This window comes from Arthrobacter jinronghuae, assembly GCF_025244825.1.
GTDB lineage: Bacteria > Actinomycetota > Actinomycetes > Actinomycetales > Micrococcaceae > Arthrobacter_B > Arthrobacter_B jinronghuae.
Window position 1 is genome coordinate 819,802 of sequence record NZ_CP104263.1, and the last position, 21,642, is coordinate 841,443.

Sequence of the window (21,642 nt, forward strand, 5' to 3'; positions counted from 1 at the left end):
CCCGCCGGTTCGGAAGCACGCTTTCTGCACGCCCGTCAATCTGCACGCCCCTCAAAACGGTGGTGCCTGTTCCGGCTGGGATTGTTCATGGTCCGTTCGCCCACGGTCCGGGTCCGGCACTGGACGTGGTGGTCCGAGTTCCAGGAACGGCTCGGTGCGATAGACCCGGCCGGTAGGCGAAGCCCACTCGATCACCCCGGGCACCGGTTGGCACGCTTTCCAGTAGCCCAGGGTCTTGAACCGGTGGTGACGGCGGCACAGATGTTCCAGGTTTCCGTGGTCGGTGGGACCGCCGCGGGCCCAGTCGACGGTGTGGTCGATGTCCGCGTTCGCGGTGCTGACCCGGCAACCGGGGAACCTACAGGTTCCGTCCCGGGCGCGGAGCCAACGGCGAAGCCCGGCCGGCACCTTTCTCCGTCTACCCACACCTAGGATCTCTCCGGTGTGCGGGTCTTGGGCCAGTCCAGTCCAGCCGACAGCATTGCGGGCCAGCCTGCGGGCTTCTTCGGCGCTGATGGGGCCGTAGCCGTGCAGCTCGGCGGGCTGGTCGTCGGCTCCGAAAAGGGTTTCGACGCTGATCAGGACCATGATCTCGGTCCGAGGGACGATCCCTTCGTCCGGTCCTGATCCCACTCCCGCTCTGGCGTCTATATCGGGGTTGCCTTCCATATTGGGGCTGCCTTCCGGGCCGCCGTCAAAACCGAGGTTTCCCTCGTACCGGGTGGCTGCGCCATTGTCATTGCCGGTGTGGCCGGTGTGGCCGGTGCCGGGTCGGACTCCGGTCGCGTATCGGGTTCCGGCTTCGCCTCGGGTTCCGGCCGTCGCGAAAAGTCCCCGGCTGCCGCCCATCAGCAGCTGCGACAGAATATCCGCACGCAGTTGATCCGTGGTCCGGGAATCCCCGGCAGACTGTTCACCCCGCGCGGCGGTACTGAGAGCGGTATAGATCTGCTGCGCTTCCGCGGCCCGGAGGTGGGCTGAGAGGCAGGACATGCCGTCCTCTTCCCGGTCCAGGGTGACCATGCGCTGCTCGAAAGCGGTCAGGTGCCGTTTGCTGACGGTCTCTGGGAACTTCTTTTCGCGCAGCCGCCGGGCCTTGGCCGAGAACTGCGCCCGCGTCTGACCCTCCGCCGCCTTCAACAGGTCCGCCTCGAACGCTGGCAGTTTCGAGGCGGGAACGTTCTGGCACTGTTCCAGGACCACCTGCGCATGCTGGTACGAAAACCGTCCCTCTTCCAAGCCGGAAAGGGTGGCGGTATGGGTGCCGCACAGCTGGCCGGCCTCGCTTAGCAGCCGCTGACCGGTCACCTGCGGAACATTCAGAATGGCTGCACCTTCGGCCGCCGCGAGGCTGAAAGCGATCCCGGGTTTATCCCGCTCCGACGGGTCGAAGAAGTTGTCCCGGAAGATTTGCTCCATCCGGTTCAAAAGGCGGGCCCGCTGGGCCTGCCCCCAGGAAATCAAATGCTCCACCCGGACCAAGGCCTCACCAACCATGGCTTCGTCGAAGGCTTCAAGGTTCTGCAACGCAAGGGTACCGGTGAAGCCGTCCGGGTAGGCCTCAACAGGATCGGCGCCGGAATCCGCGGAGACGGAGGCCCCCTCGCCAGCGACCCCGGCAGACGCTCGCGCCGCAAGTTGCGCCCGGTATACGGACAAAGTTATCGAAGAGCGGGGCGCATTTGCTTCACCAGGCTGCCCTCCCGGCTGCTGGTCTTTAGTGCCTGGCTCTTCGGTTGTCGGTTCGGTATTCCCGAGCTGATCCATACCTCAGGATTTCATCCGGCACTGACATTTCCGGGCCCAAACCAGCCCCTAAATGGCTTCCCCGGAAATCAAAAATACCTGTCTTTTCTGCAGCACTACCTACCCCCGGGAACCTGGCTCTGAAAAGTGACGGCCGGGGGAGCCCTCAACGCCTCGGCACCGATATCTCAGCACCCAGGTTCGACGGATCACCTGATCATGGCTAAGGTCAGCGGGACCGATCCACCGGAGAGAGCCGCTGGCTGCCTGCGTCTGAACCGCCGGACCACCCGACGGCGACCCGACGCCATCAGCCCGCAGGCAGTGAAAGGGTTTCCACCCGGTTTCCGAACGGGTCCTTGCAGTGGAACCGCTCGTAACCCTCGAAGGTGTACCGGTCAGTCCAGGAGACCTCGAAGCCTCGCGTTGAAATCCGGGCACCCAACTCCTCGAGCTCCTTAGCCGAATCCAGCAGCAGGGCCGGGTGCGCCTTCTTGGCAGGAACAAAGGGGGAGTCCACTCCTAGATGAATCTCCGCCACGACGTCATCGCCGTCGAATGTCCGGAACCAGCAGCCGCCCCGGCCGGCGAGCGACGGCGGCTTGTCCACCTCAGTCAGTCCCAGTGCCGCACCGTAAAACTGCCGGGCCTGGTCCTCCCCGTCCTTGGGTATTGAAACCTGTACATGGTGCAGCCGCATGAATCCCCCGAGTCTCGACTGATTGCAGTAACGAAACTGATTGTGCCAGAGGGCGCCGTTGACCGGTTCCGGGGCCGGTTTCAGACTGGGAGCAGCACGTTTGCCGAGCCACCGAGCCCCCGCCAGCCGAGCCATCGAGCCCCCGCCACCGAGCCACCGAGCCCCCGCCACCGAGCCACCAACCGAAGGTGCTTCCCATGGACAAGAACTTCCTGAACTACCCGGACTGGCAGGCCACCGCCGACACCCTGCACCTCTACCTGCAGGTGGCGGGCAAGGTGAAACTGGAACGCAGCTACCCCGAACCGGAATGGGGCCACGTGCGGATGCCCCTCACCGTCCAGGGCATCGGGACCGGCATCATGCCGGGACCGGATACGAACTTTGAGATTTACTTCAACCTGCGCCAGCATCATGTGGATGTGCAGAACACCAACTACATCCGCACCCGGATCGAACTCAGCGACGGCCTCAGTGTGGCGGACTTCTACCGCCAGTTGATGGGGGCGCTGGAATTCATCGAGGCGCCCACCTCCATCAACACCGACCCGCAGGAATTCTACGATCCGGTGCCTTTCGACGCCGATACCAAGCACTCCACGTATGACAAACATGCGGTGGAGCTCTTCCTCGACAACCTGCACTTCGCCCATCGAAGCCTTGAACAGTTCCTCGGACCGGTGCGCGGAAAGGTCTTCGCGCCGTCGTACTGGTTCGGCACCATGGACCTTTCCGGAACCATCTTCAGCGGCCAATCGGAGCCGTACCCGGGAAACGGAGTTATTGCCGTGAACTGCTTTGACGAGCGGTTCTGCGAGTTCGGCTTCTGGCCCGGTGACCCGTCCTCCACGGATCCCGCGTTCTACGTGATGCCCTATCCGTTCCTCTCCAACATCGGCAGCTACGGCACCATGCTGGCTCCGGCAAAGGCACAATTCCTCACCCGATCCAGCGAATTCATCTTTACGCTCAAGGACGCCTTCTCCTATGACGATCCACAGCAGGCCGTGGTGGACTTCTGCCGCACGAGTTTCGACATAGTGCAGCGGCTGGATCCGTGGGACGACATCGACTGGATCACCGAACCGCTGACCTACTGACGGCAGGTCGGCGTCGGTTGGATCTGCGGCTAGTGACGCAACATACTGCCGGAGATGGAACAATCACCTGTGAGCTACCTCATTGGCGAGGGTGCCCGACAAGGGGGAAACGATGGACGCGCGGGATGAACAGGCGCTTGACGCGGTCAAGCTCTACTACGGAACCGGACTTTCGCAGGGCGAGGTTGCCCAGCGGCTAGGGCTGTCGCGTCCGACTGTTTCCAAGCTCATCCAGCACGGCAAGGACCGAGGGTACGTCTCCATCCAGATCCATGACCCGCGGGAGCAGGAATCCTCGCTGGCTACGGAGCTGTGCAAGGCCTTCGGCCTCTCCGCCGTCCGCCTCGCCGTCGTGCCGGAGAGCGGACCCGAAGACCTGGTGGGGGAGCTCGGCAAGGTAGGCGCGGCACTGCTGGCCGAGAATGTCCGTGACGGCGACTCGGTGGGTGTCACCTGGGGCCAGACGATGTACGCCGTGGCGCGGAACCTTCAGCGCCAGGAGCGCCGCGGGGTGGAAATCATCCAGCTCAAGGGCGGGGTGTCCTACACCACCCGAGCCACCAACGACTTCGAGACCATCACCCTGTTCTGCAATGCCTTCGGTGCGTTTGCCCGGACCCTGCCGCTGCCGGTGATTTTCGACAGCGTGGAGGTCAAGCGGCTCGTGGAGAGGGAGGAGCACATCCGGCGGGTCATCGAGATGGGCCGGGAGTCCGACGTCGCGGTCTTCACCGTGGGTGCAATCCGTCCTGACGCCATGCTGTTCAATCTTGGCTACCTCAGCGAGACGGAGGAGGCCGGCATTGCTGCGCACGCCGTCGGGGATATCTGCTCCCGCTTTTTCGACGACGACGGGAACCCCTGCGTCCCGCAGCTGGATGAGCGGACGGTCGGCATCACTCTGCAGGACCTGCGCAGGGTGCCCACCCGCCTCATGGTCGCCGGCGGCGAGCACAAGGCAACGGCTATCGAAGCCGCACTGCGTTCCGGATATGCGACCCATCTGGTGATCGATCAGGACACCGCCCGGCAGGTACTGCGGATGACCAGGCAGCGCGCTGCGTCCTAGTCGAAATTGCGGAAAATATGTCAATAGTTGGTTTGACATGTGTTCCGAGCCACTTCTACAGTGAGTGAAAACCCTCAATGAGGAGGCTCACATGTCGAAGATTTCGCAACTCATCGATCACACCCTGCTTGCCCCGACGGCAACAGCCACGCAGATCGACACCCTGGTCCAGGAGGCCGTTGAACACGGGTTCAAGACGGTCTGCGTCAACCCGGCCTGGGTCAGCCGGGCCCGCCGTGCCGTAGAAGGAACCCCGGTCGGTGTGTGCACCGTCGTCGGCTTCCCGCTCGGCGCATCCACCACGGCCGTAAAGGTTTTCGAAACCACCGACGCCGTCACCAACGGTGCGCACGAGGTGGACATGGTCATCAACATCGGCTGGGCACTCGCCGGCCAGTGGGATGACATTGAAGCGGAAATCCGCGCCGTCGTCGACGCCGCCGGATCCCAGGCCCTGGTCAAGGTCATCCTCGAGACCTGCCTGCTGACTGCCGAACAGACCGCGGAAGCCTCGCGCCGCTCCGTGGCTGCGGGCGCGGACTTCGTCAAGACTTCCACCGGCTTCTCCAAGCACGGCGCCACCGTCGAAGCCGTACAGCTGATGCGGGAAACAGTGGGACCCGACCTTGGAGTCAAGGCCTCCGGCGGTGTCCGCACGCCCGAGGATCTCGCCCGGATGGTGGAAGCCGGTGCCAGCCGCATCGGAGCCTCCGCCGGCGCAGCCATCCTGGCGGGGAGCACCATCTAATGCTCTTCAAGACGTCAGCCGTCCAGCAGCCGGACGGCTACCTCAGCCGTATCCCGTGGTTCCAGTTCCTCTTGATCTCCCTGTGCTTCCCCCTGTGGGGCGCCGCGGCAAGCCTGAACGACATCCTCATCACGCAGTTCAAGTCCGTGTTCACCCTTTCGGACCTGGCCACCGCCTTCGTCCAGTCGGCGTTCTACGGCGGCTACTTCGTCATCGCGATTCCCGCCTCCCGCATCATCCGCCGGTTCACGTACAAGACCGGCATCCTGATCGGCCTCGGCGTCTACATCGTCGGCTGCGCGGCATTCTTCCCCGCCTCGCACATGGCCACTTACAGCATGTTCCTGGTGGCGCTGTTCGCCATCGCCATCGGCCTGAGCTTCCTGGAAACGGCCGGCAACACGTACTCCACCATGCTTGGCCCGAAGCCCACCTCCACGCTCCGGCTCAACATCTCCCAGACCTTCACGCCGCTGGGCTCCATCCTGGGCATCCTGCTGGGCAAGTACCTTGTCTTTACCGACGGCGACACCCTGGACGCGCAGATGGCCGGCATGACCATGGAGGAGAAAACAGCCTTCAGCGCCGAAATGCTGCAGCGGACCCTGCTGCCGTACCGCTACATCATCATGATCCTGGTGGTGGTCTTCATCGTGGTGGCGCTGACCAAGTTCCCGCACTGCAAGCCGCTGGGTGACCGGACGCATCTGGCCACTGCCCGCGTGGGGGAGACCCTGGCCTACCTGGCCCGCAACAAGGAATTCCTGCGCGGCATCTTCGCCCAGTTCATGTACGTGGGTATGCAGACCGCGGTGTGGTCCTTCACCATCCGGCTGGCACTGAACCTGGATGATTCCATCAACGAACGCGATGCCACCAACTACATGGTGTTCGCCTTTGCCGCCTTCTTCCTCGGCAAGGTCGTCGCCAACTTCCTGATTGCCCGCTTTGACGTCAACGCCGTCCTGATGGGCTTTGCCGCCCTCGGCAGCCTGGCCCTGGTGTACGTCATGCTGGTTCCGAACATCACCGCGGTCTGGGCCGCAGTGCTGGTCTCAGGTCTCTTCGGTCCCTGCTGGGCCACCATCTTCGGCCGCACGCTGGACACCATCACGGACAAGCGCCACCAGGAAACCGGCGGCGCCGTGCTGGTGATGGCCATTGTCGGCGGAGCAGTCATCCCCGTGGTCCAGGGCCTGGTCTCGGATGCTTCCGGCTCCCTGCAGTTCTCCTTCATTGTGTCCGTGGTCTGCTTCCTGGTGGTCCTGCTGCACTTCGGCCGTCTGCGTCGGATAACCGGGCGCACCATCAGCACGGAAAAGGAAGCCGAGTATGTTTCGCATTAACCTGGCCCGGTCCGCTTTCTCCGCGGTCCCGGTAACCATGGCCGAATCGGACGAATTCACGGTCACGGGTATCCGGTACCCCTCCGGCGTCGAGTCCGTCACCGTGGCCAACTCCCGCGGCCGGGTGGAAGTCCTGCCGTTCCTGGGGCAGATGGTCTGGGATGCGGAGTTCGACGGCGTGAGCCTGCGGATGGATTCGCCCTTCCGGCAGCCCTATCCCGCCACTCTGATCGAGGACACCTACGGCTGCTTCGCCTTCCACTCCGGACTGCTCGCCGCCGGTTGCCCGTCGCCGGAGGATAACCACCCGCTGCACGGGGAGTTCCCGTGCGCGGTCTTCGACGAAGCCTGGCTCGAAATCGACACTGACTCCGTGGCCGTCTCCGGACGCCACGAATTCGTCAAGGGATTCGGTGACCACTACGAGGCAGTTCCCGCCGTCCGCCTCCGGGCCGGTTCGGCCATGTTCGACATCGACCTGTCCGTGACCAACCTGTCCGCAGTACGCACCATGCCGCTGCAGTACATGTGCCACATGAACTACGCCTACTCGGACGGGGCGCGGATGACGCAGTCTCTGCCCGACGGCGCGTTCGCGCTGCGCGGGACCGTGCCGGCGCACGTCTTCCCGACGCCTGAGTGGACGGTCCTGAACGAGGCCATCCGCAGCGGGCAGGTAGCCGCGGACGTGCTGGATGCTGCCCAGGGGTATGACCCGGAGATCGTGTTCCTCGCCGATGACCTGCCCGCGTACGGGCAGGACCTGGAGTTCCGGCTCGAACGCACCGACGGCATTACTTTCTGCACCCGCTTCTCCAGTGCCGACTTCCCGGTGGCCACCCGGTGGCTGCTGCACAACCCGGATCAGCGGGTGGCGTCATTTGTCCTGCCCGGTACCTCCCGGCCCGAAGGATTCCTCGCCGCGAAGGCAGCGGGAACGTTGATTGAACTGGCACCTGGAGCGTCCCGCTCCTTCCACGTCAGTACCGGCATTACAGAGGAGGCGTAAGCCCGTTGGATATTGCAGTAATCGGCTCAAACATGGTGGACCTGGTGTCCTATCTCAGCCGCATGCCGGACGAAGGCGAGACGGTCGAGGCCTGGGACTTCGAGATGGGCTGCGGCGGCAAGGGAGCCAACCAGGCCATGGCTGCCGCCCGCATGGGCTCCTCGGTCCTGATGCTTACCCGGATCGGCAATGACGCGTTTGGCGAAACCACTCGGCGCAACTTCGAGGCCAACGGCATCGACACCACCTACGTCCTGGAGACCGAAGCCACCAGCGGTGTCGCGCCCATCTTCGTGGATGACAACTCACGCAACTCGATAGTCATCGCCAAGGGTGCCAACGCCTTCCTGACACCGGCGGACATCGAGGATGCAGCCGAGGCGATCGCCCAGTGCTCCCTGATCGTGCTGCAGCTGGAGGTCAACCTCGAGACGGTTTATGCGGCCATCGACTTCGGCAACCGGCACGGCATTCCCGTCCTGCTGAACCCCGCTCCGGCCACGCCGGAGCTGGACTTTGCCCAGGTGGCAAAGTGCGACTACTTTGTACCCAACGAAACCGAGCTAGCCCTGCTCACCGGCATGCCGGTGGAAACCCTTGACCAGGTGCAGGCCGCGGCCGGAACCATCCTGGACCACGGCGTCAAGAACATCATTGTGACCATGGGCTCGCGCGGGGTCCTGTGGCTCTCGGCCGCCGGACCTGTCCTGGTTGAAGGCCGGGCCGTCCCCGCGCTTGATACAACGGGCGCCGGCGATGCGTTCATCGGCTGCTTCAGCCACTGCCTGGTGGAATCGGGAGACGTCCCTGCGTCGTTGGCCACGGCCAATGCCTACGCTGCGGATTCCGTCACCCGGCGCGGCACCCAGACCTCCTACGCCACGCGCGAGCAGTTCGAAAAAACGGGCGCCTAAGGAGCGGTGGGGGGATTCGCCTGAACCCGGGGCATGCTGACATACTGTTGGTAAACCCGATTTGAAGGTGGATCCCTCCATGTCACCCCGCAAACTGTTCCGCACCCTCGCCCTGGCCGAAGCCGTAACCTGGACCCTGCTCCTGATCGGCATGTTCGCCAAGTACGTGCTGGATTTTGAGGCCCTGACGCCGATCTTCGGCGGCCTGCACGGCTTCGTTTTCCTGGCCTACGGCGTGGTCACCCTCTTTGTCTGGGCCAACCAGAAATGGCCGGCACGCACCGGCATCCTCGGCCTGGCCACCACAGTAATCCCGTGGGCCACCATTCCCTTCGAGAAGTCGGTGGACCGCCGCGGCATGCTGAACGGCGGCTGGCGGATGGCCCCCGGAGGTGAAGAGCCCACCAACGGCGTGGACCGGATCGCCGCCCTCGTGCTGCGCCGGCCGATCGCGGCCGGGATTGTGGCCCTGGTCGCCGTGGCTGTGGTCTTCACCGTCCTGCTCTACCTCGGCCCGCCCGTCCCTAAGGGGTAAGCGTCCCTAAGGGGTAAGCATCCCGAAGGGGTAAGGATCCCGAACGGTAACCGCTAGGACTCGGCCGCGAGCGGGGCGGCGGACCCGCCGGAGCTCGGCGCGGCACTGCGACGCAGCCGACGCCGGCCCGGACGGTTGGAGCCGCCGCCGCGGTACGCCGTCGTCGCCGTGGCCAGGATCAGGACAATCAGGACGGCACAGCCGATGATGACCGAAACCATGGCCATTGCTCCGCCGCCGAGAATGCCGACCAGCGGGCTGATGATCCCGGCCAGGCCCACCTGCAGGGCACCGATCAGTGCCGCGGCGCTGCCGGCCATGTGCCCGTAGTCGTTCAGGGCCAGCACGGACGAGTTCGAGGCGATGAAGCCGTGCATGGCCAGGACCAGCCACAGTCCGGCGGTCAGGCCGGCGACGCCGCCGAGACCGGTCAGCACAATCACCGGCAGCAGGACGGTCAGCCCCAGCAGCAGGATGACGGCCAGCCGCAGGATCCCCATGGGGGAGTAGCGGCCCACGAGCCAGGCATTGAGCTGTGCGGAAATGACCATACCGACGCCGTTGATCGCGAACACCGCGGCGTACTGTGCCGGGCTGAGTCCGTACTCATCCTGGAAGACGAACGGCGAGCCCACCACGTAACTCATGATCACGGCCATGCCCAGGCCGGGAATGGTGGCCAGGGCCAGGAACTGCCGGTCCTTCAGCAGGACCCGGAAGCCGCTGAAGGTACTGGCGCTGCCCTTGGTCCGGCGCCGTTCCGGCGGCAGCGTTTCGGGCATCCACTTCAGCACGATCGCTCCGAGGACCACGCCGATCAGCGCCAGGGCCAGGAACACCGCCCGCCAGTTCCAGAGCCCGGAAACGGCCTGCCCGATGCTGGGTGCCAGCAGCGGTGCCAGGCCGATGATCAGCATCAGCCGGGAAAGCATCGCGGCGGCGGAGGAGCCGGTGAACCGGTCGCGGACCACGGCCAGGGCCACCACGCCGGCGGCGGCGTTGAAGAAGCCCTGCAGCAGGCGCAGCACAATCAGCGCGCCGATGTTGGGCGCCAGGAAGCACAGCAGCGAAACCACCACATGCAGGGCAATGCCGATGATCAGCGGCAGCCGCCGGCCGAAGCGGTCGGAGAACGGTCCGATGACCAACTGCCCGACGGCGGCGCCGAGCAGGGTGCCGGAGAGCGTGAACTGCGCGGCGGCGGCGCTGGTGTGCAGGTCCTCGGCCACCTCCGGCAGGGCCGGCAGGTACATGTCGGTGGTCACTGCCGGAAGGGCGGCCAGGGCGCCGAGCATCAGGATGTACTTGATGCTCGTGCGGGTCGCAGTGCGGTTTCGTGTTCCGGTTTCGGGCGGGGTATCGCTCACAGGCACTCCTGGTGCGGTTGTTTGTTTCTAAATTCTAGGGGTGGCGTACGCCGGCACCGGCCAGCACGGCGCGGTAGCCTTCCCGGTACGTGGGGTAGGCGAATTCGAATCCGGTTGCGCGCAGACGCCGGTTGCTCAGCCTGTGGTTGCCGCCGCGGCTGCTGGACGTGTCGCCCGCCGGCGGGAGTCCGCGGCCGAGCTCGGCAGCCAGGAAACCGAGCACCTCAGCCAGCTCCACCGGCTCCATATCCACTCCAACATACAGCGGCGCGGGAGGGGAAACCCGGGTGGTCAGGTGCACGATGGCCGCGGCGGCGTCGTCCCGGTGGATGCGGTTGGTCAGCTGGGTTCCGGCGGGTACGACGGCGGTTCCGGCGTTCACGGAATCGATCAGCCGGGTGCGTCCCGGCCCGTAGATGCCGGACAGCCGCAGCACCACCGCATCGGGGCGGCGGTTGTGCAGCAGCTGCTCCGCCTCGAGGATGACGGCACCGGTGGCCGACGCCGGGCGGGCCGGGGTTTCCTCGTCCACCTCGCCGCCGTCGGCATCGCCGTACACCGCCGTGGAGGAAACGAACAGGATGCGACGCGGCTCCACGCCGTCGCGCTCAAGCGCGTCCAGGACGTTGGCGGTGCCGGTGACGTAGGCGGCACGGTAGGCCTCCTCGGTCCGCTGATCGGCGGCCACCGCAATAACGACGACGTCGGTGTCCGCAGGAATGCGCGGCAGGTCGCCGGTCAGGTCTACCGCCTGTCCGGCGATTTGCTTCGGCAGTTTCTCCGGGGAGCGCCGCCATCCGAGCACGGAAAAGCCGGCCGCAGCAAACCGCAGGCCGGCCTCCGTGCCCAGATCGCCGCAGCCGGCGATCAAGACCGTCATGTTCTACTCAGCCAGGGCGGAGATGACGGCTTTGGCCACATCCTCGCTGGACTGGGGGTTCTGGCCCGAGATCAGGTTCCGGTCGCGGACCACGTAGCTGGTCCAGGCGGGACCGGTTTCAACCACGGCACCCTTGTTCCGGAGCACTTCCTCCACGAACCAGGGGGTGTTCTCGCCAGTGCCGCCGTTAAGCTCCTCCTCGTCCGTGAAGACGGTGAGCTTGCGGCCGGAGAAGATGAACTCGCCGTCCGCGGTTTCGGCGGCCAGCAGGCCGGCCGGGCCGTGGCAGAACGGGGCAATGATCTTGCCCGCGGCGTCCGCCTCAATGAGGATCCGGCCCATGTCCTTGTCGAACGCCAGGTCCGCCATGGGACCGTGCCCGCCCGGCATCACCACGGCGTCGTACTCTGACGCGTCTGCATCGGCGAGCACCAGCGGCGAGGAGAGCTCGGCGTCAATGTACGCGATGTACTGGGTGAAGGCAGCGGCCTTTTCCGGGCTGCCGGCGGACTCGGGTGCCAGGGACACCTGATCCACGGTGGGCTTCACGCCTCCGGGGGTGGCGACGCGGACTGTGTGTCCGGCTTCGCGCAGCACCCGGTGGGATTCCACCAGTTCCTCGGCCCAGTAGCCGGTGGGGTGTTCGCTGCCGTCCTTCATGGTGAGGGAGTCTGCTGCGGATACAACCATCAGGATATTTGCCATGCGTTCTTTTTTCCTTTGCTTGGCGGGAAAAGCGGAAAGTGTTGTTACTTGGCCGGTGCTGCGGCGGCGCCGGCGGCGTCCAGCTCAGCGAAGGTGGCGTCGTCGAGTGAGATGTCTGCGGCACCCAGGTTGTCCTCGAGGTGGCCGATGGAGCCGGTGCCCGGGATCGGCATCATGACCGGGGAGCGGCGCAGCAGCCAGGCCAGGGCAACCTGCGAGGTGCTGGCATTCAAGCGCTTGGCGGCTTCGTCCACGGGGCCGCCCGGCTGGGCCAGTTCGCCGGCGGAGATCGGGGCCCACGGGATGAAGCCGATGCCGTTGTCCTCGGCGTACTTCAGCACGTCCTCGGAGGAACGGTCGGTGAGGTTGTAGCGGTTCTGCACGGTGGAGACGGTGAAGAACTTCGATGCGGCTTCCAGTTCGGCAACGGAGACCTGGGACAGGCCGAGTGCCTTCACCTTGCCCTCCTGCTGGAGGTCGCGCAGCACGGCGAACTGCTCTTCGGGATCGACCTTGGGGTCAATGCGGTGCAATTGCAGCAGGTCGAGGGAATCGACCTTCAGCTTGCGCAGCGAAAGTGCGGTCTGCTGGCGCAGGTATTCGGGGCGGCCCACCGGTACCCAGACGTCCGGGCCGGTACGGACGAAGCCGACCTTGGTGGCAATACGGACGCCGTCCGGGTAGGGGTACAGCGCTTCGGCGATGATTTCTTCGCTGATGTTCGGTCCGTAGGAGTCGGCGGTGTCGATGAAGTCGACACCCAGCTCGACGGCGCGGCGGACCACGTCGACGGCGGTTCCGCGGCTTTCCGGCTCGCCCCAGATACCGGGTCCCACAATCCGCATGGCCCCGAAGCCCAGGCGGTGTACGGTGCCGAGATCCTTGAGGTCAATGGTGGGGGACAGGGCGGGAGAGTTTTCCGTCGTATCAGTCATACAGGCGTCAACAAGGCCCGTCGCCGGGTTTATTCCTCAGCAGCCTTAGTTCGGGGCCCGCGGCCGGTGCTGCTCGGGCAGCCGGGGCCCGGAAGGCGGCCTTCCGGACCCTGTTGTCCGGACTCCCGGGGTGGGCTACCTTGTACCCACCGTGGCAGGGCATTCGAAGCTTCCGCCTGCGGATACCGCAGCAGCAACCCCTGCAGCAAACACAGAGAGGTGTTGGCGATGACAAAGACATCCGCCCAGGTGGTGACCGGGCTGTACATCAACGGCGAGTCCCGGAGGACGCAGGCAACCCTGGCGGTCGCCGATCCTGGCCGGCCCGGGCAGGTGGCGGGCCACGCAGCGGCTGCGTCGCCGGAGGACGTGGCGGACGCCGTCGGTGCCGCTAAGGCTGCCTTTCCCCCCTGGTCCGCACTGTCGGCGCAGGAACGGGCGGCACGGATGGCCGACGCAATTGCGGGCATCGCCGACCTGCGGGATGAGGACGCAGCCATCCTGTCCCGTGAAAACGGCAAGATCGTTATGGAGAGCTGGGTGGACGCCCTCGTTTTCGAGCTCCGCTGGCAGCTTGCCCTGTCCCTGGCTGATCAGGTGGACCAGGACGGGATCCTCGAACCGGCGCCGGGCATCCCCGTGACCACCACCGTGTCCTACCAGCCGCTGGGCGTGGTCACGGTGATTGTGCCCTTCAACTGGCCGGTCGCAATCCTCGGCGCGTCCCTGCCCCACGCCCTGCTGGCCGGGAACACCGCCATCGTCAAACCGCCGCCCACCGCGCCGCTGGCAACCACCCGGATTGTGCAGCGCGTTGCCGAGAAACTGCCGCCGGGAGTGCTGAACGTGGTCACCGGCCGGGACAGCGACATGTCCGGCCTGATCCGGAACGACGACGTGGCCAAGGTCTGCTTCACCGGCAGCGTCAACGGCGGCAAACGCATCATGGAAATGGCTTCCGGGTCCCTGACCCGGGTCACCCTCGAGCTCGGGGGAAACGATGCGGCCATCATCCTTGACGATGCCCTGCTGGACGACACCCGGCTGGACCGGCTCCATGCCGCTGTCTTCGATACAACGGGCCAAATCTGCATGAACGCCAAGCGGATCTACGTTCACCGGTCCCGCATGGAGGAACTGGTGCAGGGACTGTCCGCCCGGCTGGAAAACGCTGTCATCGGCTACGGCCTCGACGAAGGTACAACCATGGGGCCGCTGCATTCCCCGGCGCAGAAAGCCTTCGTCGAAGACCTCATCCAGGAGGCAGAGGGTGCCGGCGCCGAGGTCCGCCGGTTCGGCACCCTGCCCGAGGGTCCGGACCTGCGGGACGGCAACTTCCTGCGCCCGGCACTGGTCCTTGATCCGCCGCCGGAACTGCGTGTGGTCACCGAGGAGCAGTTCGGGCCCGTGATCCCGATCATTCCGTTTGATTCCGAGGACGAAGCCATTGCCTGGGCGAACGACAGCTGGGCCGGGCTCTGCGGCTCGGTCTGGACCGAGGACCCTGCCAGGGCCAACGCGGTCGGTTCGCGCCTGGTTTGCGGCTACGTGTGGGTCAACGACCACGGAGCAACCCGATTGGACCTTCGTGCCCCGTTCGGCGGCATGAAGCAGTCCGGCATGGGCCGCGAACAGGGAATCCAGGGCGTCCGGGCTTTCCAGGACACCCGATCCATTGCCCACCTTGACGAGGCTGCAGCCGCCGCTGCGCACTGACGTTCGCGAAAGGAACCGAAGATGTCCCCGAATTCCCTGCAGGAGGTTCTGGACGCGTCCGGAAACACCGTGGAGTATCTGCGCAACGTCCAGGTGGGCGCTTATGTCTACCCGGTCGTCGCTGCCGAGTTCACCAACTGGCGCAACGAGGTGAGGGCCTGGCGCGAATCGGCAGTGCTGTTTGACCAGTCCCACCACATGGACAACCTGACCATTTCCGGGCCGGGAGCCCTGCAGCTGATGTCCGACACCGCCATCAACTCGATGAAGGACTTTCCCGTCAGCCGCGCCAAGCAATATGTTCCCGTCACCCCCTACGGACACGTCATCGGGGACGGGATCCTGTTTCGGGAAGCCGAGGAGGAGTTCGTTTTTGTCGGCCGCTCACCTGCTGTGAACTGGCTGCTCTACAACGCGGAGCAAGGGGGATACGACGTCGAGCTGAGGACCGACCGGCGCTCGCCGTCGCGCCCCATGGGCAAGCCCGTGTTCAGGGACAACTGGCGGCTGCAGATCCAGGGACCGCGCGCCTGGGACGTCATTGAGAAAGTGAACGGCGGCCCGCTGGAGCAGCTGAAGTTTTTCTCCATGGGCTCCATGTCCGTGGGCGGAACCCGGGTACGGACCCTGCGCCACGGCATGGCGGGAGCACCCGGACTGGAGCTCTGGGGCCCGTACGAGGATTACGACCGGATCCGGGACTCCATCCTCGCAGCCGGCGCGGAGTTCGGACTTGAGCCTGCCGGTGCGCGGGCCTACTCCTGCAACACCCTGGAATCCGGGTGGATCCCGTCACCCCTGCCCGGGATCTACAGCGGGGAGGAGCTGGCAGGCTATCGCCGGTGGCTGGGTGCAGACAGCTTCGAAGCCAACTCCGCCGTGGCCGGGTCCTATGTGCCGGACTCGGTCGAGGAGTACTACACCACCCCCTGGGAACTGGGCTACGGGTCCTTTATCAAGTTCGACCATGACTTCATCGGCCGGGATGCGTTGCAGGCCATGGACCCGCAGGCCCAGCGCCGGAAGGTCACGCTGGCCTGGGACGGCGATGACGTAGCAACCATTCACGCCTCCATGTACCAACAAGAGGAACTGCCCTTCAAGTTCTTCGACCTGCCCAATGCCAACTACGGTGCCTCTAATTTCGACACGGTTTTGGACGACTCGGGCCGGATGGTGGGCATTTCCATGTTCACCGGTTACAGCTGGAATGAGAAGCGTCCGCTTTCGCTGGCCGTGGTGAACCCGGACGTGGAGATCGGATCGCGGCTGTCGGTGGTCTGGGGCGAACCGGACGGCGGTACCCGGAAATCCTCGGTGGAACCGCACCGGCAATACAACGTCGGCGTGGACGTCAGTCCGGTGCCGTACTCCGAAGTTGTCCGCAGAACGTACACGGACGGCGGGTGGCGGAAAGCGGCGGCCCTTTAGCCGGTTCGACTTAACCGGTACCGGTTCGACGGTCAGCTGCAGTCCAGGCTTATCTGCCGAACGGGGACTGAAGCTGTCCGCAGTACTGTTCCACGCCGTCGTCTGCGGTCTTATGGTCAGGGCCATGGACTGGAAAATCGAGCTCGTTCCCGTGCCGGTGTCCGACGTCGACGCCTCCAAGCGGTTTTACGTAGACCAGGTGGGTTTCAATGATGACTTTGACGAACGCATCGACGAGACCCTGCGCTTTGTGCAGCTGACCCCGCCCGGTTCTGCCTGCTCGGTGGTGATCGGCCCGGGCACCACCGATATGGTTCCCGGCACGCAGCGGATCCAGGTGGTGGTCCCCAGTGCCGCCGACGCCAGGCAGCACCTGGTGGACCACGGCGTGGCCGCCAGCGAGATCACTCCGCTGGAGTGGGGGACGTTCGTTTATTTCAGTGATCCGGACGGCAACCAGTGGTCACTGCAGGAGCTGCCGGCCATTCCGCCCACCCTGCCGTCGGATCTGTAGCGGAGGACAACCTGGCGTGCTTGACCTCAACCGCACTTGAGCCTGTTGACTTCGAGCAGCACATCCGGAGCCAACATCCTCAAGGAGCATCACTTTGCAGGCCGAAGACAAGGTCAATACCGGGCCCGAGCGCGCCGGTTTCTGGTCCCGCCGTTACCTCCCGACCACGGTAGGGCTTTTCACCCTTGCCTTCCTGTTCGCCTTCGAAGCCCTCGCCGTGGGCACGGTGATGCCGGTGGTCGCGCGGGAGCTGGACGGGCTGTCCCTCTACGGCCTGGCCTTCGGTGCACCGATGGCCACCGCCGTCGTCACCATTGCACTGGCAGGCGGCTGGACCGACGCGCGGGGACCGGCCCCGGCGCTGCGGACCGGCGTCGTGCTGTTCTCCGTGGGCATTGTCGCCGCAGCCCTGGCACCGTCCATGGTGATGCTGGTCCTGGGCCGGTCGCTGCAGGGACTGGGCGCAGGGCTGGCGGGAGTGGCAATGTACGTCGTCATTGCCCGTGCCTACCCGCAGTCCATGCGGGCCAAGGCCTTCACAGTGCTCAGCAGCGGCTGGGTGTTTCCCGCGCTGGTGGGACCGGCCCTTGCCGGCTGGCTGAATGACCTGCTGGGCTGGCGGTCGGTTTTCGGAGCGGCGCCGCTGCTTGCCGTGGCCGCCTACGCGGGCCTTGCCCCGGTGCTCCGGAAGCTGCCGGGGAGCAAAGCCTGGCGTCCGAATTATGTGCGCACCGCATGGGCAGTCCTGGCGGCCGGGGGAGTGCTCGGCATCGGGCTGACCGGAGGCGATGCCACGGGATGGGCGCTGCTGCCGGCCGCAGCCTGTGCCGCACTGGTGCTGCTGGCCGGCCCGCGGCTGCTGCCGCGGCGGACCTGGACCCTGGGCCGCGGTTTGCCGGCAACCATTCTGCTGCGCGGATTTATCGGAGCGGCCTTTGCCGGAGCGGAGGCCTATCTGCCCTTGGCACTGTCCGTGCACCGGGGGTTCACACCGACGCAGGCCGGACTGCTGCTGACCGTCTCGGCAGTGACCTGGTTTGCCGGATCGCTGGCCGCGGCCAACCTGGCGGTCCTGGCGAACAAGGTGGCGAGGGTCCGTTTGGGGGCGCTCCTCATGGCCGTAGGCATCGGTGCGACGGCGTGGAGCGTGGACCCGCAGATGAGTATCCTGCTGCCCGTGCTGGGCTGGGCAGTTGCGGGCGCCGGCATCGGGATGGCATTCCCTACCCTGTCCGTCCTGATGCTGGACTTTTCCGCCGAGGGGGAGGAAGGCACCAACAGTTCTTCCCTTCAGGTCAACGACAACCTCGTGCAGTCGCTGTGGCTGGCCCTGGGCACAGTGGCTTTTGCCCTGATGCTGCCGGTGGCGCCGCTGGGTGCGTTCATCGGAGCCTTTGCCAGCGCCGCCGGCCTGGCCGCCGCAGCGCTTGCCCTTTCGGGGCTGCTGGCACCGCGGCGGCCCGCGCAGGCCTAGAGTGCCTAAAGTTCGGCGGCTAGGGCGTTCAGGACCGCGGCCAGGTCCGCTTTGCCCTGACCCCAGTCCGTCAACGTGGTGGGAACCGCCGGCGTGCTCGTGGCCACCACGCGCGTTGTGCCGGCGTCGACCGGTTCAAAGGTGAGCACAATGCTGGATCCGAAGGACTTCCAGGTCATTCCGACCGAGAGCTCGGCCCGTTCCTGCCACACCCCGGTGAGCGTCATCGTCGGGAGCCGGTAGGCTGCCCGCTCGACGGCGGGCGGCAAGGCAGCCACGGGCGCGGAGATCAGCAGCTCGCCCCGGCCGCGCGCCCGCTTGGAGGTTATTTCGAGACTGATTGTTTTGGCATTCCCCATGTTCGTCATGCAACAGAGAATAGCGCAGCGGCGACTGCCCGAGGGTCGATCACGAACTTCACCTGCAGCAGGCATATCAATCGGCGGAGTTATATTGAAAGATGGTTCCACCCGAGGAGGTGCAGCGCCGCACTTCCGCTGAAAGGCAGCCATGAAGATTGCTTTGTTCGCCACCTGCATTGTGGACGCGATGTATCCCTCCACGGCCCGCGCCACGGTCTCCATCCTGGAACGGCTGGGGCACGACGTCGTGTTCCCGGCCGGCCAGGCCTGCTGCGGGCAGATGCACCTCAACTCCGGGTATTTCACGGAAGCGGTGCCCGTAGTCCGCAACCACATAGAGGCGTTTGAGGCAGAGGAGTACGACGTCGCCGTGGCGCCGTCGGGCTCCTGCGTCGCCTCGGTGAAACACCAGCATGCAATGCTGGCCCGGTCCGTGGGCGATTCAGACCTCGAAACCCGGGCTACCGCCGTCGGCGCACGGACCTACGAACTCTCCGCCCTGCTGACCGATGTCCTGGGGGTGACGGACGCCGCGGCCCAGCTGGGCTCCTGGTATCCGCATCGGATCACCTACCACCCCAGCTGCCACGGCATGCGGCTGCTGCGGCTGGGGGACCGGCAGGCGAACCTGCTCCGCACAGTGGAAGGCCTGGAACTGGAACCGCTGCCCGAAGCGGACCAGTGCTGCGGCTTCGGCGGAACATTCTCGCTCAAGAACGCGGACGTCTCCTCGGCCATGCTGGCAGACAAAAACGCGAACATCGCCGCCACCGGCGCCCAGCTGTGCAGCGGCGGTGACGCCTCCTGCCTGATGCACATTGGCGGGGGCCTCTCCCGGGAAGGCAGCGGCATATCGACCCTGCACTTCGCGGAGATCCTCGCCAGCACGCGCGAACACCCGGCACCGCCGCCGGGTGCCGTGCGCGGCGGGAGCCGGAGCGCCGCTCGCCTCGCGGGAAAGGGACGCCAATGAGTTCCACCTATCTGGGCATGCCGGCCGTTCCGGTTTACGGCAGCGGCAATCTGCACACCGCTGAACCCTTTCCGGTCGCAGCGCGGAGGGAACTGGACAACGAGCAGCTGCGTGCCAACCTCGGCCACGCCACGCACACCATCCGCGATAAGAGGCTGCGCGTAGTGGCCGAACTGCCGGACTGGGAGGAACTGCGCGAAGCCGGCAGCGCCACCAAGGCCGCTGTTATGGCGCGGCTGCCCGAACTGCTCGAGCAGTTCGAGGAAAACTTCACCGCACGCGGCGGCGTCATCCACTGGGCGCGGGACGCAGCGGAAGCCAACGAAATAGTGCGGGACCTGATCCGCGACGCCGGCGCGGACGAGGTGGTCAAGGTCAAATCCATGGCCACCCAGGAAATAGGACTCAACGAATACCTTGAAGAGCACGGCATTTCCGCGTTCGAAACCGATCTGGCGGAGCTGATTGTCCAGCTGGACCATGACAAGCCCAGCCACATCCTGGTGCCGGCCATTCACAAGAACCGCAGCCAGATCCGGGACATCTTCCTGCGGGAGATGCCGGACGTTGATCCGAACCTCACCGACACCCCGGCACGGCTGGCCGAAGCGGCGCGGCTGCACCTGCGCCGCAAGTTCCTTTCCGCGAAGGTGGCCATCTCCGGCGCAAACTTTGCCCTGGCCGATACGGGCACGCTCGCCGTCGTCGAATCAGAAGGCAACGGCCGGATGTGCCTGACCCTCCCGGAAACCCTGATCACCGTGATGGGGGTGGAGAAGCTGCTGCCCTCGTGGACGGACCTGGAGGTGTTTATGCAGCTGCTGCCCCGTTCCTCCACGGGGGAGCGCATGAACCCCTACACCTCGCTCTGGACCGGAGTCACCGAAGGCGACGGGCCGCAGAACGTGCATCTGGTGCTGCTGGACAACGGGCGCAGCGCGGCGCTCGCGGACGAGCGAGGGCGTTCGGCCCTGCACTGCATCCGCTGCAGCGCCTGCATGAATGTCTGCCCGGTGTACGAGCGCACCGGCGGGCACGCCTACGGCTCCACCTATCCCGGCCCCATCGGTGCGATCCTTTCGCCGCTGCTGACCGGTATCACTTCCGAAGAGAACGCGTCCCTGCCGTACGCCTCCTCACTCTGCGGAGCCTGTTACGACGCGTGTCCGGTGAAGATCAACATCCCGGAAATCCTCGTGCACCTGCGCTCCGAGGATGTCCAGAGCCGCCGCGGGACGAAGAAGGTGCCGGGGCAGATGGATGTGGCCATGAAGGCAGCGTCCTGGATGATGGGCTCGGGGCGGCGGATGGCCCTGGTGGAGAAGGCCCTGCCGTTGGGAAAGCTGGCGGCCGGACCGGATCGGAAAATCAAGAAGCTTCCCGGCATCGCCGCCGGGTGGACCCGGAGCCGCGACCTTCCGGCTCCGCCTGCGCAGTCCTTCCGGGACTGGTGGGCAAAAGAGCACGAAGACACTGCGTCGAAAGAACAAGCATGAGCGCCCGTACGGAAATCCTGGACCGGCTTCGGTCCGCCCTCCACGATGCCCCGGAAGCACCGGAAATTCCACGGAAGTACCGGCACAGCTCCGGCATGAACGAGGAAGAACTCATCGAACTGCTTCGAGACAGGCTGCTGGATTACAAGGCCGGCGTCAGCGTGGTGGATGAGGCGTCCGTGCCCGCCAAGGTGGCCGAACTGCTGAAAGGGGAGACTTCCTACGTGGTTCCCGCAGGACTCGATGAACGCTGGACGGCGCTGGCCCCGGGACGCGTGGTGGATTCACCGGAGGAGCCGCTGAGCGTGGAGGAGCTGGACGGCATTGACGCGGTGGTCACCGGCTGCGCGGCGGCGGTGGCCGAAACCGGAACCATCATCCTGGACGGCAGCCCGGGGCAGGGCCGGCGGGCCTGTTCGCTGATCCCGGACCACCACGTCTGCCTGGTCCGGGCCGGCGACATTTACGGGGTGCTGCCGGAGGCGGTGCGGCGGCTGGATGTCACGCATCCGTTGACCTGGATCAGCGGCCCGAGCGCCACCAGCGATATTGAGCTGCAGCGCGTGGAAGGCGTGCACGGTCCGCGGAGGCTGGACGTCGTGATCATCCGGTCCTGACCTGC

Annotated in this window: 21 protein-coding genes; 14 read left to right on the forward strand and 7 right to left on the reverse strand. The window is 65.7% G+C overall.

Features of this window, described 5'->3' with window-relative positions; all coding sequences use genetic code 11:
- Window positions 1-51 precede the first annotated feature (51 nt).
- Together N2K98_RS03765 and N2K98_RS03770 are read right to left on the reverse strand one after the other, a co-directional pair.
- On the reverse strand, window positions 52-1,527 hold the full coding sequence (locus N2K98_RS03765; RefSeq protein ID WP_255866075.1) for an HNH endonuclease: 1,476 nt from the start codon (window positions 1,525-1,527) through the stop codon (window positions 52-54).
- Window positions 1,528-2,056: 529 nt separating this feature from the next.
- The gene (locus tag N2K98_RS03770; RefSeq protein ID WP_255866076.1) at window positions 2,057-2,446 is read right to left on the reverse strand and encodes a VOC family protein; all 390 of its coding nucleotides are present in this window, start codon (window positions 2,444-2,446) and stop codon (window positions 2,057-2,059) included.
- 197 nt (window positions 2,447-2,643) lie between these two features.
- On the opposite strand from N2K98_RS03770, the gene N2K98_RS03775 reads away from it, so the two are divergent.
- The 7 genes from N2K98_RS03775 (at window position 2,644) to N2K98_RS03805 (ending at window position 9,167) form a co-directional block, all read left to right on the forward strand.
- Window positions 2,644-3,546: a DUF5996 family protein gene (locus N2K98_RS03775; protein ID WP_255866077.1), complete on the forward strand. Its 903-nt coding sequence runs from the start codon at window positions 2,644-2,646 to the stop codon at window positions 3,544-3,546.
- A 112-nt stretch (window positions 3,547-3,658) separates the two neighbouring features.
- The gene (locus N2K98_RS03780) at window positions 3,659-4,615 is read left to right on the forward strand and encodes a sugar-binding transcriptional regulator (RefSeq protein ID WP_255866078.1); all 957 of its coding nucleotides are present in this window, start codon (window positions 3,659-3,661) and stop codon (window positions 4,613-4,615) included.
- A 91-nt stretch (window positions 4,616-4,706) separates the two neighbouring features.
- On the forward strand, window positions 4,707-5,363 hold the full coding sequence (deoC, locus tag N2K98_RS03785; RefSeq protein ID WP_255866079.1) for a deoxyribose-phosphate aldolase: 657 nt from the start codon (window positions 4,707-4,709) through the stop codon (window positions 5,361-5,363).
- Window positions 5,363-6,709 (forward strand): L-fucose:H+ symporter permease, encoded by a 1,347-nt coding sequence (gene fucP, locus N2K98_RS03790; RefSeq protein ID WP_255866080.1) that lies wholly within the window; start codon window positions 5,363-5,365, stop codon window positions 6,707-6,709. Before deoC ends, fucP begins: the two co-directional genes overlap by 1 nt.
- Window positions 6,696-7,718 carry an aldose 1-epimerase family protein gene (locus tag N2K98_RS03795; RefSeq protein ID WP_255866081.1) on the forward strand — a complete coding sequence of 341 codons (1,023 nt, stop codon included), beginning with the start codon at window positions 6,696-6,698 and terminating at the stop codon, window positions 7,716-7,718. The genes fucP and N2K98_RS03795 overlap by 14 nt, the downstream gene beginning before the upstream one ends.
- A 5-nt stretch (window positions 7,719-7,723) precedes the next feature.
- Window positions 7,724-8,632 (forward strand): ribokinase, encoded by a 909-nt coding sequence (rbsK, locus tag N2K98_RS03800; protein ID WP_255866082.1) that lies wholly within the window; start codon window positions 7,724-7,726, stop codon window positions 8,630-8,632.
- A 79-nt stretch (window positions 8,633-8,711) separates the two neighbouring features.
- The gene (locus N2K98_RS03805) at window positions 8,712-9,167 is read left to right on the forward strand and encodes a DUF3817 domain-containing protein (RefSeq protein ID WP_255866083.1); all 456 of its coding nucleotides are present in this window, start codon (window positions 8,712-8,714) and stop codon (window positions 9,165-9,167) included.
- A 53-nt stretch (window positions 9,168-9,220) separates the two neighbouring features.
- On the opposite strand, the gene N2K98_RS03810 is transcribed toward N2K98_RS03805, so the two are convergent.
- Genes N2K98_RS03810 through N2K98_RS03825 form a run of 4 tightly spaced genes read right to left on the reverse strand, consistent with a single transcriptional unit; the run spans window position 9,221 to window position 13,054 of the window.
- Window positions 9,221-10,534 (reverse strand): multidrug effflux MFS transporter, encoded by a 1,314-nt coding sequence (locus N2K98_RS03810; RefSeq protein ID WP_255866084.1) that lies wholly within the window; start codon window positions 10,532-10,534, stop codon window positions 9,221-9,223.
- Window positions 10,535-10,568: 34 nt separating this feature from the next.
- Window positions 10,569-11,414, reverse strand: a complete 846-nt coding sequence (locus N2K98_RS03815; protein WP_255866085.1) for an SDR family oxidoreductase — start codon at window positions 11,412-11,414, stop codon at window positions 10,569-10,571.
- Window positions 11,415-11,417: 3 nt separating this feature from the next.
- Window positions 11,418-12,119 (reverse strand): type 1 glutamine amidotransferase domain-containing protein, encoded by a 702-nt coding sequence (locus N2K98_RS03820; protein ID WP_255866086.1) that lies wholly within the window; start codon window positions 12,117-12,119, stop codon window positions 11,418-11,420.
- A gap of 44 nt (window positions 12,120-12,163) precedes the next feature.
- Window positions 12,164-13,054 carry an aldo/keto reductase gene (locus tag N2K98_RS03825; protein ID WP_255866087.1) on the reverse strand — a complete coding sequence of 297 codons (891 nt, stop codon included), beginning with the start codon at window positions 13,052-13,054 and terminating at the stop codon, window positions 12,164-12,166.
- Window positions 13,055-13,282: 228 nt separating this feature from the next.
- Here N2K98_RS03825 and N2K98_RS03830 point away from each other — a divergent pair, with 228 nt between their 5' ends.
- From N2K98_RS03830 to N2K98_RS03845, 4 genes are all read left to right on the forward strand, one after another.
- Entirely contained in the window at window positions 13,283-14,770 is a 1,488-nt protein-coding gene (locus tag N2K98_RS03830) for an aldehyde dehydrogenase family protein (RefSeq protein ID WP_255866088.1), read from the forward strand.
- Between the two features lie 21 nt (window positions 14,771-14,791).
- Entirely contained in the window at window positions 14,792-16,201 is a 1,410-nt protein-coding gene (gene ligM, locus N2K98_RS03835; protein ID WP_255866089.1) for a vanillate/3-O-methylgallate O-demethylase, read from the forward strand.
- A 124-nt stretch (window positions 16,202-16,325) separates the two neighbouring features.
- Window positions 16,326-16,715, forward strand: coding sequence for a VOC family protein (locus N2K98_RS03840; protein ID WP_255866090.1), 390 nt, complete (start codon window positions 16,326-16,328; stop codon window positions 16,713-16,715).
- 94 nt (window positions 16,716-16,809) lie between these two features.
- Window positions 16,810-18,189 carry an MFS transporter gene (locus N2K98_RS03845; RefSeq protein WP_255866091.1) on the forward strand — a complete coding sequence of 460 codons (1,380 nt, stop codon included), beginning with the start codon at window positions 16,810-16,812 and terminating at the stop codon, window positions 18,187-18,189.
- Between the two features lie 5 nt (window positions 18,190-18,194).
- Here N2K98_RS03845 and N2K98_RS03850 read toward each other — a convergent pair whose 3' ends face one another.
- Window positions 18,195-18,557 carry a hypothetical protein gene (locus tag N2K98_RS03850; protein ID WP_255798425.1) on the reverse strand — a complete coding sequence of 121 codons (363 nt, stop codon included), beginning with the start codon at window positions 18,555-18,557 and terminating at the stop codon, window positions 18,195-18,197.
- 142 nt (window positions 18,558-18,699) lie between these two features.
- Here N2K98_RS03850 and N2K98_RS03855 point away from each other — a divergent pair, with 142 nt between their 5' ends.
- The 3 genes from N2K98_RS03855 to N2K98_RS03865 are packed head-to-tail and all read left to right on the forward strand — an operon-like array spanning window position 18,700 to window position 21,637.
- Window positions 18,700-19,524: a (Fe-S)-binding protein gene (locus N2K98_RS03855; RefSeq protein WP_255866093.1), complete on the forward strand. Its 825-nt coding sequence runs from the start codon at window positions 18,700-18,702 to the stop codon at window positions 19,522-19,524.
- Window positions 19,521-21,020 carry a LutB/LldF family L-lactate oxidation iron-sulfur protein gene (locus N2K98_RS03860; RefSeq protein WP_255866094.1) on the forward strand — a complete coding sequence of 500 codons (1,500 nt, stop codon included), beginning with the start codon at window positions 19,521-19,523 and terminating at the stop codon, window positions 21,018-21,020. The genes N2K98_RS03855 and N2K98_RS03860 overlap by 4 nt, the downstream gene beginning before the upstream one ends.
- On the forward strand, window positions 21,017-21,637 hold the full coding sequence (locus tag N2K98_RS03865; RefSeq protein ID WP_255798428.1) for a LutC/YkgG family protein: 621 nt from the start codon (window positions 21,017-21,019) through the stop codon (window positions 21,635-21,637). The genes N2K98_RS03860 and N2K98_RS03865 overlap by 4 nt, the downstream gene beginning before the upstream one ends.
- Window positions 21,638-21,642 lie beyond the last annotated feature (5 nt).

Bases quoted from the DNA above. Each gene is read 5' to 3' on its own strand.
- N2K98_RS03770 (WP_255866076.1), bottom strand. From the start codon at position 2,446: ATGCGGCTGCACCATGTACAGGTTTCAATACCCAAGGACGGGGAGGAC.
- N2K98_RS03775 (WP_255866077.1), top strand. From the start codon at position 2,644: ATGGACAAGAACTTCCTGAACTACCCGGACTGGCAGGCCACCGCCGAC.
- N2K98_RS03780 (WP_255866078.1), top strand. From the start codon at position 3,659: ATGGACGCGCGGGATGAACAGGCGCTTGACGCGGTCAAGCTCTACTAC.
- deoC (WP_255866079.1), top strand. From the start codon at position 4,707: ATGTCGAAGATTTCGCAACTCATCGATCACACCCTGCTTGCCCCGACG.
- fucP (WP_255866080.1), top strand. From the start codon at position 5,363: ATGCTCTTCAAGACGTCAGCCGTCCAGCAGCCGGACGGCTACCTCAGC.
- N2K98_RS03795 (WP_255866081.1), top strand. From the start codon at position 6,696: ATGTTTCGCATTAACCTGGCCCGGTCCGCTTTCTCCGCGGTCCCGGTA.
- N2K98_RS03805 (WP_255866083.1), top strand. From the start codon at position 8,712: ATGTCACCCCGCAAACTGTTCCGCACCCTCGCCCTGGCCGAAGCCGTA.
- N2K98_RS03815 (WP_255866085.1), bottom strand. From the start codon at position 11,414: ATGACGGTCTTGATCGCCGGCTGCGGCGATCTGGGCACGGAGGCCGGC.
- N2K98_RS03820 (WP_255866086.1), bottom strand. From the start codon at position 12,119: ATGGCAAATATCCTGATGGTTGTATCCGCAGCAGACTCCCTCACCATG.
- N2K98_RS03825 (WP_255866087.1), bottom strand. From the start codon at position 13,054: ATGACTGATACGACGGAAAACTCTCCCGCCCTGTCCCCCACCATTGAC.
- N2K98_RS03830 (WP_255866088.1), top strand. From the start codon at position 13,283: ATGACAAAGACATCCGCCCAGGTGGTGACCGGGCTGTACATCAACGGC.
- ligM (WP_255866089.1), top strand. From the start codon at position 14,792: ATGTCCCCGAATTCCCTGCAGGAGGTTCTGGACGCGTCCGGAAACACC.
- N2K98_RS03840 (WP_255866090.1), top strand. From the start codon at position 16,326: ATGGACTGGAAAATCGAGCTCGTTCCCGTGCCGGTGTCCGACGTCGAC.
- N2K98_RS03850 (WP_255798425.1), bottom strand. From the start codon at position 18,557: ATGACGAACATGGGGAATGCCAAAACAATCAGTCTCGAAATAACCTCC.
- N2K98_RS03855 (WP_255866093.1), top strand. From the start codon at position 18,700: ATGAAGATTGCTTTGTTCGCCACCTGCATTGTGGACGCGATGTATCCC.
- N2K98_RS03860 (WP_255866094.1), top strand. From the start codon at position 19,521: ATGAGTTCCACCTATCTGGGCATGCCGGCCGTTCCGGTTTACGGCAGC.
- N2K98_RS03865 (WP_255798428.1), top strand. From the start codon at position 21,017: ATGAGCGCCCGTACGGAAATCCTGGACCGGCTTCGGTCCGCCCTCCAC.